Source organism: Amycolatopsis iheyensis, from assembly GCF_024703995.1.
Classification (GTDB): Bacteria; Actinomycetota; Actinomycetes; order Mycobacteriales; family Pseudonocardiaceae; genus Amycolatopsis; species Amycolatopsis iheyensis.
Genome location: NZ_JAMXQV010000045.1, coordinates 41,656 through 57,362, shown reverse-complemented (window position 1 = coordinate 57,362; position 15,707 = coordinate 41,656). Strand labels below are relative to the sequence as shown.

Annotated in this window: 17 protein-coding genes; 2 read left to right on the top strand and 15 right to left on the bottom strand. The window is 69.7% G+C overall.

Going from position 1 to position 15,707, the window contains the following annotated elements; genetic code table 11:
• The 14 genes from M8542_RS47415 to M8542_RS47350 form a co-directional block, all read right to left on the bottom strand.
• Positions 1-616 (bottom strand): DUF222 domain-containing protein (locus M8542_RS47415; protein WP_257927008.1); only part of this gene is annotated, 616 nt, incomplete at its 3' end.
• Between the two features lie 208 nt (positions 617-824).
• Entirely contained in the window at positions 825-1,301 is a 477-nt protein-coding gene (locus M8542_RS47410; protein ID WP_257927007.1) for a hypothetical protein, read from the bottom strand.
• Positions 1,298-1,780, bottom strand: coding sequence for an Rv1363c family protein (locus tag M8542_RS47405; RefSeq protein WP_257927006.1), 483 nt, complete (start codon positions 1,778-1,780; stop codon positions 1,298-1,300). Before M8542_RS47405 ends, M8542_RS47410 begins: the two co-directional genes overlap by 4 nt.
• The gene (locus tag M8542_RS47400; protein WP_257927005.1) at positions 1,777-3,009 is read right to left on the bottom strand and encodes an MCE family protein; all 1,233 of its coding nucleotides are present in this window, start codon (positions 3,007-3,009) and stop codon (positions 1,777-1,779) included. Before M8542_RS47400 ends, M8542_RS47405 begins: the two co-directional genes overlap by 4 nt.
• Positions 3,006-4,151 carry an MCE family protein gene (locus M8542_RS47395; RefSeq protein ID WP_257927004.1) on the bottom strand — a complete coding sequence of 382 codons (1,146 nt, stop codon included), beginning with the start codon at positions 4,149-4,151 and terminating at the stop codon, positions 3,006-3,008. The genes M8542_RS47400 and M8542_RS47395 overlap by 4 nt, the downstream gene beginning before the upstream one ends.
• Entirely contained in the window at positions 4,148-5,341 is a 1,194-nt protein-coding gene (locus M8542_RS47390) for an MCE family protein (RefSeq protein ID WP_257927003.1), read from the bottom strand. Before M8542_RS47390 ends, M8542_RS47395 begins: the two co-directional genes overlap by 4 nt.
• A complete protein-coding gene (locus tag M8542_RS47385) occupies positions 5,338-6,369 on the bottom strand; it encodes an MlaD family protein (RefSeq protein WP_257927002.1) in 1,032 nt (343 codons plus the stop codon). Before M8542_RS47385 ends, M8542_RS47390 begins: the two co-directional genes overlap by 4 nt.
• On the bottom strand, positions 6,366-7,403 hold the full coding sequence (locus tag M8542_RS47380; RefSeq protein ID WP_257927001.1) for an MCE family protein: 1,038 nt from the start codon (positions 7,401-7,403) through the stop codon (positions 6,366-6,368). Before M8542_RS47380 ends, M8542_RS47385 begins: the two co-directional genes overlap by 4 nt.
• Entirely contained in the window at positions 7,400-8,734 is a 1,335-nt protein-coding gene (locus tag M8542_RS47375) for an MCE family protein (RefSeq protein ID WP_257927000.1), read from the bottom strand. The genes M8542_RS47380 and M8542_RS47375 overlap by 4 nt, the downstream gene beginning before the upstream one ends.
• On the bottom strand, positions 8,731-9,573 hold the full coding sequence (locus M8542_RS47370; protein ID WP_176175936.1) for an MlaE family ABC transporter permease: 843 nt from the start codon (positions 9,571-9,573) through the stop codon (positions 8,731-8,733). Before M8542_RS47370 ends, M8542_RS47375 begins: the two co-directional genes overlap by 4 nt.
• Complete coding sequence (locus M8542_RS47365) at positions 9,573-10,304, bottom strand: MlaE family ABC transporter permease (protein ID WP_257927011.1); 732 nt, start codon at positions 10,302-10,304, stop codon at positions 9,573-9,575. The genes M8542_RS47370 and M8542_RS47365 overlap by 1 nt, the downstream gene beginning before the upstream one ends.
• A gap of 133 nt (positions 10,305-10,437) precedes the next feature.
• Positions 10,438-11,196, bottom strand: coding sequence for a glucose 1-dehydrogenase (locus tag M8542_RS47360; protein WP_257926999.1), 759 nt, complete (start codon positions 11,194-11,196; stop codon positions 10,438-10,440).
• Positions 11,193-12,050: a 3-oxoacyl-ACP reductase gene (locus M8542_RS47355; protein ID WP_257926998.1), complete on the bottom strand. Its 858-nt coding sequence runs from the start codon at positions 12,048-12,050 to the stop codon at positions 11,193-11,195. The genes M8542_RS47360 and M8542_RS47355 overlap by 4 nt, the downstream gene beginning before the upstream one ends.
• An 82-nt stretch (positions 12,051-12,132) precedes the next feature.
• The gene (locus tag M8542_RS47350; RefSeq protein ID WP_257926997.1) at positions 12,133-12,324 is read right to left on the bottom strand and encodes a ferredoxin; all 192 of its coding nucleotides are present in this window, start codon (positions 12,322-12,324) and stop codon (positions 12,133-12,135) included.
• A 70-nt stretch (positions 12,325-12,394) separates the two neighbouring features.
• Between M8542_RS47350 and M8542_RS47345 the strand changes: the two genes are divergently transcribed.
• Both M8542_RS47345 and M8542_RS47340 read left to right on the top strand, forming a co-directional pair.
• On the top strand, positions 12,395-13,555 hold the full coding sequence (locus tag M8542_RS47345) for an acyl-CoA dehydrogenase family protein (protein WP_257926996.1): 1,161 nt from the start codon (positions 12,395-12,397) through the stop codon (positions 13,553-13,555).
• An 8-nt stretch (positions 13,556-13,563) separates the two neighbouring features.
• The gene (locus M8542_RS47340; RefSeq protein WP_257926995.1) at positions 13,564-14,580 is read left to right on the top strand and encodes an acyl-CoA dehydrogenase family protein; all 1,017 of its coding nucleotides are present in this window, start codon (positions 13,564-13,566) and stop codon (positions 14,578-14,580) included.
• On the opposite strand, the gene M8542_RS47335 is transcribed toward M8542_RS47340, so the two are convergent.
• Entirely contained in the window at positions 14,577-15,701 is a 1,125-nt protein-coding gene (locus tag M8542_RS47335; RefSeq protein ID WP_443643427.1) for a serine hydrolase domain-containing protein, read from the bottom strand. The genes M8542_RS47340 and M8542_RS47335 overlap by 4 nt on opposite strands.
• Positions 15,702-15,707: the final 6 nt, after the last annotated feature.

Here is a 15,707-nt window from a genome sequence, read left to right as displayed (position 1 = left end):
CGAGGGAGTCCAGCAGGGCGCTGGCCCAGGTGCCGGTTTCATCGTCGAGATGACCGGTGAGTTCCCAGATGCCGGTTCGTTTCCGGCGGAGGGAGAGTTCGCGCTGGGGGGTGGCGGGTTCGGTCTCCTCCGGCTGGGTGCCGTCGGGGTCGAGGTGGGCCACGATCCGCGCGCCCAGGGCCGCGACCTGCTTGTGCCCGCAGTCTTCGGCGAAGCTGAGCAGGCTCTGCTCGGCTTCCTCGCGGTGCTCGGGCGGGATCTGGGTCAGTGTCTCAACGATCGTGTCGATCATCGGGTTGCTGAGCGAGCCGGACGCGGCGACCGTGCCGGTGGCGGGAGCGATCGCCGGGATGGGGGTGCCGTCCAGGGCGCGGGAGGAGTTGAGGGTCCGGGCCCGCTTGAGGAGCTTCTCGGCAGCCGATTTGGGGATGTCGGCCAGTTGTGCCAGCAGGTGGGGAACCGAGCGGTAGCCGAAGAGTTCCAGCACGCCGCGGGCTTCGATCTCCACGAGCAGCGACCCAAGTTCGGCTTCGGCGGTCCGGACGACGCCCAGCAGGGTGCCGATCCGGTCGGCGAGAGCGACCGCATCGGCTTGCCAGGCGAAGTTTCCGTCCACACCCCAAGAATACCGGGGTTCGAACACCAGTTCATCACACGAAGGGGTGGCAGGCTAGCGAACTGTCCGGACCACAGAACACCAGCCACAGCAGCAAAGCGAGGGAGAGATTCGTTGCGTGGGGAATCGGCGCTACCGGCCACAGGACCAAACAACCACAGGGCGCCGATTTCTCACGCCTCGGCGAAGCCGTATCAGTAAAAGAGACCTAAAGCGCAGTAAGACCGGACAACTTCCAACGCCCATCAACCCGCCGAGCCTCAACAGCAAGCTGCGAGACCGAAGAAGAAGAAGAAGAAGAACCAACAGTCTGCTGATCAAGAAAAAGCAAAAGAGAAGCAGAATCCCCCACAAGAGAACGAACCCCAACAGCCCGAACGGTAGTAGTCCGCACCAGCTTCTCAGCAGCAGCCCGACCACGAGCAGCGGCAAACTGCCCCTGATACTCCCGCACGGCATCCCCGACGAGAACATCCGAAGCAGCCCGCTCAGTACGGGCCAAATTGGCGTAGTCGTAGGAAAAAACCGACTTCACCGCATCACTGACTTCGGAAACCACCAAGGAAGTAGCAGCAGAGTCCACCAAAGCCTGGTTGTCCCCAGGAGAGAGCGAAGCCCCCTCGACACCGAACCAGACAGCACAGCCGAGAGCCACGACGACGATCAAAGCGAGAACCCGCGTCACGACCCCTCCGCCTGAACTCCGGCGACCTTCCACCCATCCGAAGAACGCGAAACGTCGACAGTGAGCCGGTTGAGCCGAGGAGAAACAGCCCCGCCACCCGTGGACACCCGGACGTCCAGCACCGCGAGCAAGCGCGCGGTCCCCCGGGAGACGTCGATCTCGGTCACCGCCGCCTGGACCAGGGAAGCCGACGACACCGTGCGGGACGACGAGGCCCGGTCGATCTGCAGCTGGCGGTCGCCCGCGAGGTCGCGGCCGTACTGGCCGGTCGTCGCGGCTATCCAGCGGTCCACGTCCGCGCCCGCCGAGCGGTAGTCGATCGTGTTCAACGTGACCAGTTCCGGGCCTGCCGCGGCCAAGACCGAGTCTCGTTCGCGGCCACGGGCCGACGAATCGTCGGAGGCAGCCCGCCACCACGAGTAGCCCGTGTACAGCGCAGCCAGCACCGAAAGCACCGCCGCGACGACCAGCAGCTTCACGGCGCACCCAACAGCCGGCCGAGACCACCGGACGACGGGCCGGTCAGCAGGCTCAGCATCCCCGGCAGCGGTTGCGGGGCGGAAGCCGCGGACTGCTGGGGCGCCGCCGGGATGGCGGGCGGTTTCCCGGCGTACGGCGCGTTCTGCGACCCGCGCACCCCGGTCGGGCTCCCGGGCGGCTCGGCGCAGTACGCGTTCATGTTCACCGGGGCCTCGGTTTGGTCGTTCGCCGGACGCTGCTTCGTCCCCTCGTACCCCTTCGTGCACGACGCCGGGTCGAAGAAGTTCAGCACCACGCCCAGGTGGCCCGTGCCGTCGGGCGACGTCGATGGCGAGAACGCCCCGATGATCGGGTACGCCACCAGCAGCTCCTCGATCGAGTCGCGGCGCGACGACGTGATCTGGGCGGTCGTCAGCAGGTTCGCGAACAGCACACCGAGGTCGGTGCCCGACGCCGCGAGCACGTCGCTGATCTGGCGGCTCAGCTTCGGCGCCTCCGCGATCACGCGCCGCAGGTCCGGGTCGGACTTCTTGAGCTGGCCGGCGATCGTGCGCAGGCCGGACGCGAAGTCGGTGATGTTCGCCGCCTGGCGCTCCTGGGTGTCCAGCACGATCCGCGAGTTCGCCAGCAAGCCTTGCGTCTGCGGGACGTATTGGGTGGCCGTCGCGGTGAGGGAACCGGTGCTGTCCAGGAGCTGCTGCAGCTCGGGCCCGGCGCCGGCGAACGCGTTGTACGTCTCGTCGACGACCGTCCGCAGCGAGTCCGGGTGCACGCTCGCGACGAGGTCGTCCAAATGCGACAGCACCGTGTCCGGCGAAGGCGGCAATGACGTTTTGTCGACCGTGATCACCGAGCCGTCCTTCAGGAACGGACCGCCGTCGTGCTGCGGCAGCAGGTCGACGAACTGCTCCCCCACCGCCGACCGGTTCGCCACCTGCGCGTGCGCGTCGGCCGGGATGTCCGGGCCGCCCGCGTCGATGTCGAGCGCGACGTCGACGCCGTGCTCGGTCAGAGTCATGCCGGTCACCCGGCCGACCGTCACACCCCGGTAGGCGACCTCGGAGTTGACGAAGATCCCGCCGGAGTCGGACAGCTGCGCGGTGACGACGTACCCGCGGTTGCCGAAGAGCCGGTCGAGCCCGGCGTAGTGGCCGCCGGCGTAGACGACCGACACCACCGCGATGACGACGAACGCGAACAGCTGGATGCGGATCTTGCGCGTGGTCACTTGCCACCTCCGAGCAGCCCGAGCAACCCGCCCAGCAGGTTCGGGCCCGCGGCCGGCGGACTCGAACCGAGGTCGGGCAGCGGCAACGGCGGCGCGACGATGGGCTGCTGCCCGGACGGCAGCGCGATCGGCGGCTGCGAGGAGTTCGTGAAGTTCTGGATCAGCGTGTCCAGGTCGAGGTTCACGTTCGCCTCGACGTTCGCGTAGTCGCCCTTGATCACGTTGCCCGCGTAGTCCGGGAACGGGTACGTCAGCAGGATCTGCAGGGCGTTCGGCAGGTTGGCCCCCGCTTCGCCGAGCTTGGTCAGCGTCGGCTGCAACGCCTTGAGGTTCGCGACGAGCTGGTCGCGGCTCTTCGTCACCGTGTCGGTCGCGACGCCGGAGAGCGTGTTCAACGCGTTCAGCATGCCGACGAGCTGATCGCGTTGGTCCGTCACGATCTTCAGGCCCGGCGCCAGGTTGTCGAGGGCGTTCGTCAGGTTCTGCGTCTGACCGGCCAAAGTGGAAGACAGCTTCCCGAGCCCGTCGATCGCGCGGAGGATCTCGGTCCGGTGCCCGTCGAGCTGGGTCGCCAGTTCGTCCACTCGCGACAGCAGCGCGCGGATCTCCGGCTCGTTGCCGGACAACGCGTCGTTGAGCTCGTGGCTGATCTTCTGGATCTGCTCGACGCCGCCGCCGTTGAGCAGCAGGGACAGCGCGCCGAGCACCTCCTCGACCTCGGGGTTGCGGTTGGTGCGTCCGAGCGGGATCTGCGCGTTGTCGGCAAGCTTGCCGGACGCCGGTTCGGCCGTCGGCACGCTCAGCTCGACGAACTTCTCCCCCAGCAGTGAAGACTGCTTCAGCTCGGCACGGGCGTTCGCGGGCAGCGCGATGTCGCCGTTGACGGTCATCGCGACCAGCGCGGACCGCGTGTCCGGCGTCAACGAGATCTTGTCGACCCGCCCGACCGCGACGTCGTTGACCTTGACGCTGGACTGCGGCACCAGGTCGAGGACGTCGGTGAACAACGCCGTGACGTGGTACGGGTGGTCGCCGACGTCCGCGCCGCCCGGCAGCGGCGTGCCGTAGAGTCCGTTGAAGCCGCCGTCACTGCAGCCGGCCAGCACGAGCAACCCGGCGAGCACACCCGCGAACCGCTTCACTTCGCACCGCCCGACAGCTGTTCCATCACGTCGACCAGCGGGAGCGGCAGCGGCGGGAGCGTGCCGTTCTGCAGTGAGTTGAGCACCTGCGGGATGCTCGGCAGCTTCAGCGCGCCGTCGAGGACCGGCGCGAGCTGCTTGCAGATGTTCCCCAGCGCGTCGGGGACTTCCTTCGGTGTGAACGAGCTGATCAGCCGGCAGACGGTGAGGATCGGCGGGTTGGTGAGCTCGTTCAGGTTGTCGCGGACGGCGATCGTGCCAGACGCGGCGTCGTAGGAGTTGATGAAGTTGGTCGCGCCGGTCGGCGCGATGTCGAGCACCTCGGCGAGCGCGGCCCGCTGGTCGACCAGGACCTTCGACAACGACGCCAGCTTGTCCACATTGGACTCCAGCGCGCCCTTGTTGTCGTTGACGAACTGCTGGACGTCCCCCAGCGCCCCGCCGAGCGACTGCAACGCCGCCCCGACGTCGGAGGAGTCCGCGGCGAGGAACTGGCTGACGTCGGCGACGCGGCCATAGAACTCGTTGAGCTGCTGGTCGCTCTGGGCCAGCGCACCGGTGAACGAGTTGAGGTTCTGCACGGTCGAGAACAGGTCGTCCTTCGAGCCGTCGAGGGTCTTGGCCAGCTCGGCCAGCTGCCCGACCGTCGAATTCAGCGAAGTGCCGTTGCCCTTCAACGTGTTCGCGGCGGTGTCCAGGACGCCGGACAGCGCGCCGTCCTTGTTCGCGCCGTTCGGCCCCAACGCGGTCGACAGCTTGTCGAGGCTGGAATACAGGTCGTCCAGCTCGACCGGTGTCGCCGTGCGATCACGCGGCAACACGGTGCCGGAAGCCAGGACGGGGCCGCTGTCGTAAGCCGGGGTCAGCTGGACGTATCGGTCGCTGACCAGGCTCGGCGCGACGACGACCGCGCCGACATCGGCCGGCAGCGGCACGTCGTCGATCCGCATGTCGACGCGCACCGCGTCGCCCTGCGGCGTCACGCCGGTGACCTGCCCGACCGGCACGCCGAGTACCCGCACCGACGAACCGGCGTAGAGCCCGACGGTCTTGCCGAAGAAGGCCGACACCGTCGTGCCGGTGGCGGCGCGGAACACCAGCCACAGTCCCGCGGTGAGCAGCAATGCGAGCACACAGGCGAACGCCAGCCAGGTCACCAGGCTGCGGCCGCGGTAGGTCCGGATGGTCATCGGCCACCCACCCCCTGGTTCGGCGCCGCGATCGGCGGGGTGCAGCCCTCGGGGTTGATGTGCAGGCCGCCCGCGGTGATCGTCGGCGGCAGCAGCCCGCACAGGTAGCCCTCGAACCAGCGGCCGTTGCCGGTGGCGTTCGCGCCGACGCGGGCGAAGGGCGCCATCAGCTGCAGGCTCTTGTCGAGGTTGCCCTGGTTGCGCTGCAGGATGTCGGTCACCTTCCCGAGCTTGTCCAGCGTCGGCTTCAGCTGCGCGCGGTTGTCTTCGACGAGCCCGGTCAACTGCTGCGAGAGCTGCTGGGTGCCGGTCAGCAGCGCGTTGATCGCCTTCTTGCGGTTCTGCAGCTCGCCCAGCAGCAGGTTGCCGTCGCTGATCACGCGCTGGAGCTGCGCGTTGCGGTCGGACAGCGTCTTCGAGACCTGGCTGGTGTTCGCCAGCAGCGTGTGCAGGTCCGCGTCCCGGGACGAAACGGTGCGGGCCAGCGACGACAGCCCGGACAGCGTGTCCTTCAGGTACTGCGGGCTGTCCTTGAGGCTGTCGGACAGCGCGTTGAAGCTGTCCGCGAGCTGTTGGGTGTCGATGTCGCCGACCGTCGTCGACAGCTGGTCGAACGCGTCCTGCAGCTGGAACGGCGTGCGCGTGCGGGCCTGCGGGATCGTGGCGTCCGGCTCCTGCGTGCCGTCGCCCTTGGGCGCCAGCGCGAGGTACTTCTCCCCCAGCAGCGTCTTGATCTCGATGGACGCCGTCGTGGCGTCGCCGACCCGGACGTCCTTGACGCGGAAGCGCACCAGCACCTGCTTGCCCTGGAGCGCGACCGACGACACCGTGCCGACCTTGACCCCGGCGACCTCGACCTCGTTGTCCGGCGCCAGCCCGGCGGACTCGCCGAAGTAGGCCGAATACGTCGTGCCGTTGCCGAAGAACGGGAGCTGGTCGGAGAAGTACGTCGTGGCCGTGACGAGCACGATCAGCACGAGCGCGACCGCGCCGACTCCCGCCTGGTTGCGATCCTTCAGCGGTTTCACGGACCACACCTCTCCGCGCGCTGGGTGCCGGGAATCGGGACGATCGGCAGGGTGATGTCGAGCGAGGAAATGCCGATGGTGCCGGTGATCCCGCACAGGTAGTAGTTGAACCAGCTGCCGTAGCTCAGGGTCCGGGTGAACTTCTGGAGGTTGCCCGGCAGCACCTCGAGCAGGTGGTTGACCAGCTCGCCGGAGTCCCCGAGGTTCTGCGACAGCACCCCGAGCTGCTTGACGTCGTCCTTGAGCGCCGGGCGCGCGTCGGCGAGCAGGCCGGTGGTGGACACGGCGAGGTCGCCCAGCGCGCTGACCGCGTCGCCGATCGGCTTGCGCTGCTCGGCCAGGCCGCTGACCAGCTTCTGCGTCTGCTCGATGAGGTCGCCGAGCTGCGGGCCGTGCGCGTTGACCGTGCCGAGCACGGTGTTGAGGTTCGCGATGACCTGCCCGATCACCTGGTCCTTGCTCGCGATCGCCGTGGTCAGCGACGCCGTGTGCTGCAGCAGGCTGGTGATCGTGCCGCCCTCGCCCTGGAAGACGCTGATGATCTCGGCCGAGAGCTGGTTGACGTCCTTGGGGCTCAACGCCTTGAACAGCGGCTTGAAGCCGTTGAACAACACGGTGAGGTTCAACGCGGGCTTGGTGCGCTCGGGCGGGATCGTGCCGCCGTCGGGCAACGCGCGATCGCCCGGGACGTCGGTGCCGAGCGCGAGGTAGCGCTGGCCGACGAGGTTGCGGTACTTGATCGTGGCGGTCACCGTCTCCGGCAGCCGGTAGCTGTGCTCGACGTCGAAGCGCACCTCGGCGAGGTTCTGCTCGCCCTCGACCACGCCGATGGTGTCGACCTGGCCGACCTTGACGCCGGCGATGCGGACGTCGTCGCCTTCCTTGAGCCCGGACGCGTCGGTGAACTTCGCCAGGTAACCCGACGTCTCGCCGAAGTTGGTGTTGGCGATGGTGGCCGCGAGGATGGCGGTGAGCAGCACGGTGACGACGGCGAACACGCCGAGCTTGATCAGGGACGGGACGAAGCTCCTCACTTCAGCTCCACCTCCGCCCCGCGGTAGAGCGGGCCGACGATCAGGCCGGCCCAGCCGGGCACGTCACCGGGCGAGGTGCCGAGCGCGGGCGAGGCCAGCAGGTCGATCAGGTCGTTCTCGTAGGCCGACCCGACGATCGTGCCGCCCCCGCCGACGGCGCCGCCGCCCGCGGTGATCGGGCCGGGCAGCTTCTCGGGCGGGTTCTTCGGCGGCGGGGGCTTGGTGGAGCCGTCCTTGATCGCGCCGTCCGGCGGGTACTGCGGCCAGACGCCGGGCTTCGGGACCTCCGGGTAGCAGCGCGGGCCGCGCTTGTCCTCGTACTTCGGCTCGTCGACGCCGGGCAGGTACTTCCCGCGGCTGGCGGCGAACTCGATGGTGACCCGGCTGACCTCCGGGTGCGCGGTGCCCTTGCCGAACGCCAGCTCCGCGCGCGGCACGGACTCGGCGAGCTGCCGCATCAGGCACGGGTACTCGGGCGCGTACTTCGCGAGGACGTCGAGCGTCGGCTGGATCGCCGTGGTGAGCCGGATCAGGTTGTCCTTGTTGACCTGCAGGAAGCTCGTGAGGTCCACCGACGCCGCGGTGACCGTGGCGTAGAGGTCGGTCAGCTGGGTGCGCTGGTCGACGATCGTGCGGCTCGTCGTGGTCAGGTCCGACAGCGCCTGCAGCAGGTCCGGCGCGGCCTTGTCGTAGGTGTTCGCGACGTTCGCCAGGCCGGTGATGTCGGCCTTGACGTCCGGCAGCGACGGGTTCAGCTTGCCGAGGTAGTCGCTCAGCTGCACCAGGGTCTGGCCGAGCTGCTTGCCGCGGCCCTCGAGCGCGGTCGACACCGCGGTGAGCGTGCTCGACAGCTTCTCCGGCTGGACCGCCTGCAGCAGCGGCATCACGTCGTCGAGGACCTTCTGCAGCTCGATCGCCGCGCTGCTGCGGTCCTGCGGGATGACGTCGCCGCCCTTGATCGGGCCCTGCGACGTCTCGGGCAGCTGCAGCGCCACGTACCGCTCGCCGAACAACGTCTTCGGCAGCAAGCGCGCGGAGACGTTTCGAGGGATGACGTGCGTCTTGTCCGGGTCGAGCGCCAGTTCCAGCTCGGCGTGGTCGCCCTTCGCCAGCACCGAGCGGACCTCGCCGACGAGCATGCCGCGGACCTTGACGTCGCCGCCCGTGCGCAGCTGGCTCCCGACGCGGTCGGTCTCGAGCTTGACGAGCGTCACCGGCGTGAACGTCTTGTTGTAGACGGCGAGCGTGCCCGCGATGAACACCGCGGCCACGAGCAGGAAGGCGAGCCCCAGCACCTGGTACCGGAGCCGCTGCCAGAGCTCGCGCCTCATCCGGAGATCCTCACCGTCGTGTTCGCGCCCCAGATCGCCAGCGAGAGGAAGAAGTCCAGCACCGAGATCAGCACGATCGACGTCCGCACCGCGCGGCCCACCGCCACGCCGACGCCGGCCGGGCCGCCGCTGGCGTTGAAGCCGTAATAGCAGTGGGACAGGATCACGAGCACGCTGAACACGATCACCTTCCCGAACGACCAGAGGACGTCACCGGGTGGCAAGAAGAGCGTGAAGTAGTGGTCGTAGGTGCCGGCTGACTGGCCGTAAAGCCAGATGGTGATCTGCCGGGAGGCGAGGTAGCTAGAGAGCAGGCCGACCGCGTACAACGGGATCACCGCGGCGACGCCGGCCAGCACGCGGGTCGTCACCAGGTAGGGCATGCTGGGCACGCCCATCACTTCCAGGGCGTCGATCTCTTCGGAGATCCGCATCGCGCCCAGCTGTGCGGTGAAGCCGCAGCCGACAGTCGCGGACAACGCGAGGCCGGCCGACAGCGGCGCGACCTCACGGGTGTTGAAGTAGGCGGAGATGAACCCGGTGAGCGCGGCCGTGCCGAGCTGGTTCAACGCGGAATAGCCCTGCAGGCCGACGATGAGACCGGTGAACAGCGTCATCCCGATCATCACGCCGAGCGTGCCGCCGATGACGGCGAGGCCGCCGGTGCCGAAGCAGACTTCGGTGAGCAGCCGCAGGGTTTCCCGGCTGTAACGGCGGATCGTGCGCGGCGACCAGGCGAGCGCCTTCGCGGCGAACGCGAGCTGCTTGCCGAGCCCTTCCAGGCTTTGCCCGGGACGCGCGATGTACTCGAGCGTCCGGTCGGTGTCGACGGCCGTCATCACATGGCCTTCGGCGGGACGATCCGCAGGTAGATCGCGGTGAGCACGACGTTGATGAGGAACAGCAGCAGGAACGTGATGACGACGGCCTGGTTGACGGCGTCGCCGACGCCCTTCGGCCCGGGCGGCGGGTTCAGCCCGCGGAACGCGGCGACGACCCCGGCGACGAAGCCGTACAGCAGTGCCTTGATCTCGCTGACCCACAGGTCCGGCACCTGGGCCAGCGCGTTGAAGCTGGCGAGGTACGCGCCGGGGGTGCCGCCCTGCAGGACGACGTTGAAGAAGTAGCCGCCGAGCACGCCGACCACGCTGACCAAGCCGTTCAGCAGCACCGAGACGACCATCGCGGCGAGCACGCGCGGCACGATCAGGCGCTGGATCGGGTTGACGCCCAGCACCTGCATGGCGTCGATCTCTTCGCGGATCTTGCGCGCGCCGATGTCCGCGCAGACCGCGCTGCCGCCGGCGCCCGCCACGAGCAACGCGGTGATCAGCGGGCTGGCCTGCTGCACGATGGCCAGCGCGCTGGCCGCGCCGGTGAACGACTGCGCGCCGATCTGCGCGGTCAGCGAACCGAGCTGCAGCGCGATCACCGCGCCGAACGGGATGGCCACCAGTGCGGTCGGCAAGATCGTGACGCTGGCGAAGAACCAGCACTGCTGGATCCACTCGCGGGTCTGGAAGGGGCGCTTGAAGATCGCGCGCAGGACCTCCCACGAGAGCGTCGCCATGCGGCCGACCTGGGTCAGGGCCGCGGTTCCCGGGAGCGTGCCAGTGCTCTCGCTCACCACACCTCCCAGTAGTAGTCGCTCACCCCCGAGTCTTCTCCACACCCGGTGCCCGATTTTCGTTAGCGGTGTTTACTCAGAAGTTCAGCGCGTGGGACGCCGTCGCCCCGCCGTCGGCCACGAACTCCGACCCCGTGCAGTACGCGCTCTCGTCGCTGGCCAGGAACAACACGAGCTTCGCGATGTCCTCCGGCTGCCCGACCCGGCCGAGCGCGACCTTCTTCCCGACGTAGGACATGTCGACCTTCTGCCCGCCCGCCGCGGTCGAGACCATCTGGGTGTCGATCGCGCCGGGGTGCACCGAGTTGACCCGGATGTGCTTCTTGCCGAGCTCCATCGCCGCGACCTTGGTCATCCCGCGGATCGCGAACTTGCTCGCGGTGTAGGCGATCAGGTACGGCATCCCGGCCAGACCCTCCACAGAGGACACGTTGACGATGGAGCCACCGCCGGCGGCGGTCATCGGTTCAACGACCGAGCGCATCCCGAGAAACGCCCCGATCTGGTTCACCCGGATGACGCGTTCGTAGTCGGCCAGCGTGGTCTTGCCCAGCTCGGAGAAATGGAGGATGCCGGCGTTGTTGACCAGCACGTTCGGCGCGCCGAACTCGGTGGTCGCGCGCTCGACGGCGGCGGTCCAGCCGTCCTCGTCACCGACGTCGAGGTGCTGGTAGACGGCGTGCTCGCCGAGGTCGGCGGCGAGCTGCTTGCCCTCGTCGTCGAGGATGTCGGCGAGCAGCACCTTCGCGCCCTCGGCGACGAACGCGCGTGCGGCCGCTTCGCCCTGGCCGCGCGCGGCGCCGGTGATCAGGGCGATCTTCCCGTCCAGCCTCATGACTCTCCCAGGATCTCGGTGGCGGCGAACATCCGGCCGGGGTCGCGGTCGGCGAAGTACGCGCTGACCGACGTGTCCAGCTCGTCGAGGGACCAGCGCTGCTCGATCCGCGGCGCCCCGACCAGGGACACGGCGCCGCCGTGGACGATGAACACCTGGCCGTTGACGTGCTCAGCCGCCGACGAGGCGAGGTAGGCGACGAAGGGGGCGACGTGCTCGACCGAGAGCGGGTCGGCGCCTTCGGCAGGGGCGGCGCCGAACACGCCCTCGGTCATCGCCGTCCGGGCGCGCGGGCAGATCGCGTTGGCGCGGACGCCGTACTTGGCCAGGCCGCGGGCGGCCGACATGGTGAGCGCGGTGATGCCCGCCTTCGCCGCGGCGTAGTTGGGCTGGCCGGGCGAGCCGATGAGGAACGCCTCGGACGCGGTGTTGACCAGCCGGCCGTACACCGGCTGTCCGTCCGCTTTGGACTTGTCCCGCCAGTACTTCGTGGCGTTGCGGGACAACAGGAAGTGGCCGCGCAGGTGGACGCGCAGGACCGTGTCCCACTCGTCGTCGGACATCGAGAAGAGCATCTTGTCGCGCAGCACGCCCGCGTTGTTGACCACGATGTCGAGCCCGCCGAGGTCGAGGGCGGCGGCGATGAGCGCGTCCGCGGTGGCCCGGTCGCCGACGTCGCCGGCGACCGCGACCGCCTTGCCACCCGCGCCTTCGATTTCTTCGACGACGTCCTTGGCCTCGGTGATGTCGTTGACGACGACGGTGGCCCCGCGCGCGGCGAGGGCGAGGGCTTCGGCCCGCCCCAGTCCCGCGGCGGCGCCCGTGACGATCGCTGTCCTGCCGGTCAGGCTCACGCAAGGCCTCCTCATCGAGTCCTGTGACCGCGCCTACACTAGAATCTGTTCTTGCTTTCGGCAAGCCTTTTGGTGAACACCGCTAACTAGCGATGAACAGGGCGTTCTTGGGGCAGCCTTTAACGGCGTCTGTAACTTGTTCTACTTGATCGGCCGGCACCGGACCCGACTGGATGACGAGCTCTTCGTCGTCGTCCAGGTCGAAGATGTCCGGCGCGAAGCCGACACACACCGCGTTCGCCTCGCAGAGCGAACGATCGACGCCGATCTCCATGCTTCCTCCGCCGCGTGAGTCCTGGTACAACTAGAACAGGTTCTACTATAACGCCGGATCGAGGTGACGGGTGCGGATCGACTACACACTCCAGCAGCGGGCACTGGCCGCGGAGCTCAGGGAGTACTTCGCCGAGCTGATGACGCCCGAGCGGCGGGACAGCCTCCGCGCGGGCGACGAGTACGGCGACGGCGTGGCGTACAAGGAAATCGTCCGGCAGCTGGGCAAGGACGGCTGGCTCGCGCTGGGCTGGCCGAAGGAGTACGGCGGGCAGGGCCGGCCGATGCTCGACCAGCTCATCTTCACCGACGAGGCGGCCATCGCCGGGGTGCCGGTGCCGTTCCTGACCGTGAACACCGTCGGGCCGACCATCATGCGCTACGGCACCGACGAGCAGAAGGCGTTCTACCTGCCGAAGATCGCCGCCGGGGAGCTGCACTTCTCGATCGGCTACTCCGAGCCGGAGGCCGGCACCGACCTCGCCTCGCTGCGGACGCGCGCGGTGCGCGACGGCGACGAGTACGTCGTCACCGGGCAGAAGATGTGGACCAGCCTGATCGAGTACGCCGACTACGTGTGGCTCGCCGTCCGGACCGACCCCGACGCGAAGAAGCACCGCGGGCTGTCGATGCTGATCGTGCCGACGTCGGCGCCCGGGTTTTCGTGGACCAAGGTCCGCACGGTCGCGGGCGCCGGGACGAGCGCGACCTACTACGACGGCGTGCGCGTGCCGGTGTCGGCGCGGGTCGCCGAGGAGAACGCCGGCTGGCCGCTGATCACCAACCAGCTCAACCACGAGCGCGTCGCGCTGACGTCGTCCGCGCCGGTGCGCAAGGCACTCGCCGACGTCCTGGCGTGGGCGAAGGAAACCGGCGCCATCGACCACGAATGGGTGCGGTTGCACCTCGCGCGGGTGCACGCCGGCGCGGAGTACCTGAAGCTGCGCAACTGGCGGATCGCCTGGGCCGCGGCGGCGAGCGACCTCGGCCCGGCGGAGGCGTCGGCGACGAAGGTGTACGGCACGGAGTTCGCGATCGAGGCCTACCGGCTGCTGATGGAGGTCCTCGGCGCGGCCGCCGTCGTCCGCGACGGCTCGCCGGGCGCACTGCTGGCCGGGCGGATCGAGCGGCTGCACCGGTCGGCGCTGATCCTCACCTTCGGCGGCGGCACCAACGAGATCCAGCGGGACATGATCGCCGCGACCGCCCTCGGCCTGCCCGTCACGCGCTAGGAGCTGCTGTGGACTTCACCCCTTCCGAAGCGTCGGCGGACCTCGCCGCGCTGACCCGGCGGATCGCCGGCGACAAGGCGAGCCACGACCCGCACGGCACCGGCGGCTTCGACGCTCCCCTGTGGACGGCGCTCGGCCAGGCCGGCGTGCTCGACGCAGGCCTCCCGTCGTCGCTGGGCGGCGGCGGGTTCGGGCTGCTGGAGCAGTGCGCGGTGCTCACCGAAATCGGCCGCGCGGTGGCGGCGGTCCCCTACCTGCCGTCGATCACGATGGCGGCGTCGGCGCTGGCCGAGTTCGGCACGCCGGAGCTGGTGGACCGCTGGGTGCTGCCGGTGCTGCGGGGAGAACGCGTTCTGGCGGTGGCGCTGGCCGGGTTCACCGCCACCGACGGCCGGCTGTCCGGTTCGCGGACCGCGGTCGCGTTCGGCGCGTTCGCCCACGGTTTCCTGGTCGCCGCGGACGACGCGGTGTTCCTGGTCGACGCGGCGGCGCCCGGCGTGACGGTGCGGCCGCAGCAGACGACCGACCACGCCGACGCCTGCCTGCTGGAGCTGTCCGACGTGCCCGGCACTTCGCTGGGCGACATCGGCGAGTGGCTGCGGCTGCGCGGGACGGTCGGGGTGTGCGCGCAGCAGCTCGGCGTCGTCGAGCGCGCGTTGGAGCTGACGGCGGCCTACGCGGCCGAACGCAAGCAGTTCGACCACGTCATCGGCGGCTTCCAGGCGGTCCGCCAGCGCCTCGCGGACGCGTACGTGGACGTCGAAGCGGTGCGGCTGACGTCGCTGCAGGCGGCCTGGCGGCTGGCGTCGGACCTCCCGGCGGCGGAGGCGGTGGCGACGGCCAAGTTCTGGGCGGCGGAGGCGGGCCACCGGGTGGCCCACACGACGGTCCACACCCACGGCGGCGTCGGCATCGACACCGACCACGAGGTCCACCGCTACTTCACGGCGGCGAAGCGCCTGGAGTTCGAGCTGGGCCCGGCGACCACGCAGCTGCTGGCACTGGGCGACGAGCTGGCGGGCTAGTTCGCGGCGTAGGTCCAGACCTCGCGCATCAACGGCGTCGGGTCGGGGCTGGTCAGCTCGACCTGGGTGAGCAGGACCGTGACCGTGCCCGTCGACGGGACCAGGTGCGCCGCCGTGCCCGCGCCGCCGACCCAGCCGTAGCGGCCCGCCACCTCCCAAGGCTCCTTCGGCTCCACGTCGACCGCGCCGCCGTGGCCCCACCCCGCGCCGTGCAGGAAGGGGCTCGCGGCCGCGCGCTGGGGCGGGGTCAGGTGGTCCGTCGTCATCCGGCGGACCGACTCCGGCCGCAGCAGGCGGTGGTCGCCGATCGTGCCCCCGGCCAGTAGGAAGCGGGCGAACGCGAGGAGGTCGTCGGCCGTCGAGACCAGGCCTGCGGAGCCCGACGGGAACTTCGGCGGGGTGCTCCACCGGCCCTCGGGCGAGTCGATCAGCCGGAAGCCGCCGTCGCGGCGGCGGTACGCGCTGGTGAACCGGCCCAGCGCCGCCGTCGGCACCGCGAACCCGGTGTCGGCCATGCCGAGCGGCTCGAACAGCCGCTCCGCCAGGAACTCCGGCAGCGGCCGCCCCGTCACCCGCGCGATCAGCACGCCCTGCAGGTCCGAACCGGTGTCGTAGAGCCACGCCTGGCCCGGCTGGTACAGCAGCGGCACCTGCGCCAGCGCCGCCAGCCACTCGTCCGGCGACAACCCGCGTGGCGCCGCGGCCGGGTGGCCCAGCACCTGGAGCAGCAGGTCGACGGCGGGCAGCGTCATGTCCGCGGCGAGCCCGTAGCCGCAGCGGAAGGTCAGCAGGTCGGCCACGGTGATCGGGCGGACGGCGGGCACCACGTCGTCGACCGGGCCGCCCGGCGTCCGGACGACCACCGGCGCCGCCAGCTCCGGCAGCCACCGCGCGATCGGGTCGTCGAGCTTCAGCACGCCGTCGTCGACGAGCAGCAGCACCGCCGCGGCCGTCATCGGCTTGGTCAGCGACGCGATCCGGAACAGCGAGTCGCGTGCCATCGGCACTGTCCCCTCGGCGTCGGCCGAGCCCACGGCCGCCGCCTCGACCTGCTCGCCGTGCGCCACCAGCGCGACCGCGCCGGGCAGGTCCGCGGCGTGCGTCGTCAGCAGTTCGGTCAGCAAGGT

Excerpts from the sequence above, each read along its gene's own strand:
- M8542_RS47360 (WP_257926999.1), bottom strand. The coding sequence starts at position 11,196 with ATGAGGCTGGACGGGAAGATCGCCCTGATCACCGGCGCCGCGCGCGGC.
- M8542_RS47390 (WP_257927003.1), bottom strand. The coding sequence starts at position 5,341 with ATGACCATCCGGACCTACCGCGGCCGCAGCCTGGTGACCTGGCTGGCG.
- M8542_RS47350 (WP_257926997.1), bottom strand. The coding sequence starts at position 12,324 with ATGGAGATCGGCGTCGATCGTTCGCTCTGCGAGGCGAACGCGGTGTGT.
- M8542_RS47375 (WP_257927000.1), bottom strand. The coding sequence starts at position 8,734 with ATGAGGCGCGAGCTCTGGCAGCGGCTCCGGTACCAGGTGCTGGGGCTC.
- M8542_RS47370 (WP_176175936.1), bottom strand. The coding sequence starts at position 9,573 with ATGACGGCCGTCGACACCGACCGGACGCTCGAGTACATCGCGCGTCCC.
- M8542_RS47365 (WP_257927011.1), bottom strand. The coding sequence starts at position 10,304 with ATGGCGACGCTCTCGTGGGAGGTCCTGCGCGCGATCTTCAAGCGCCCC.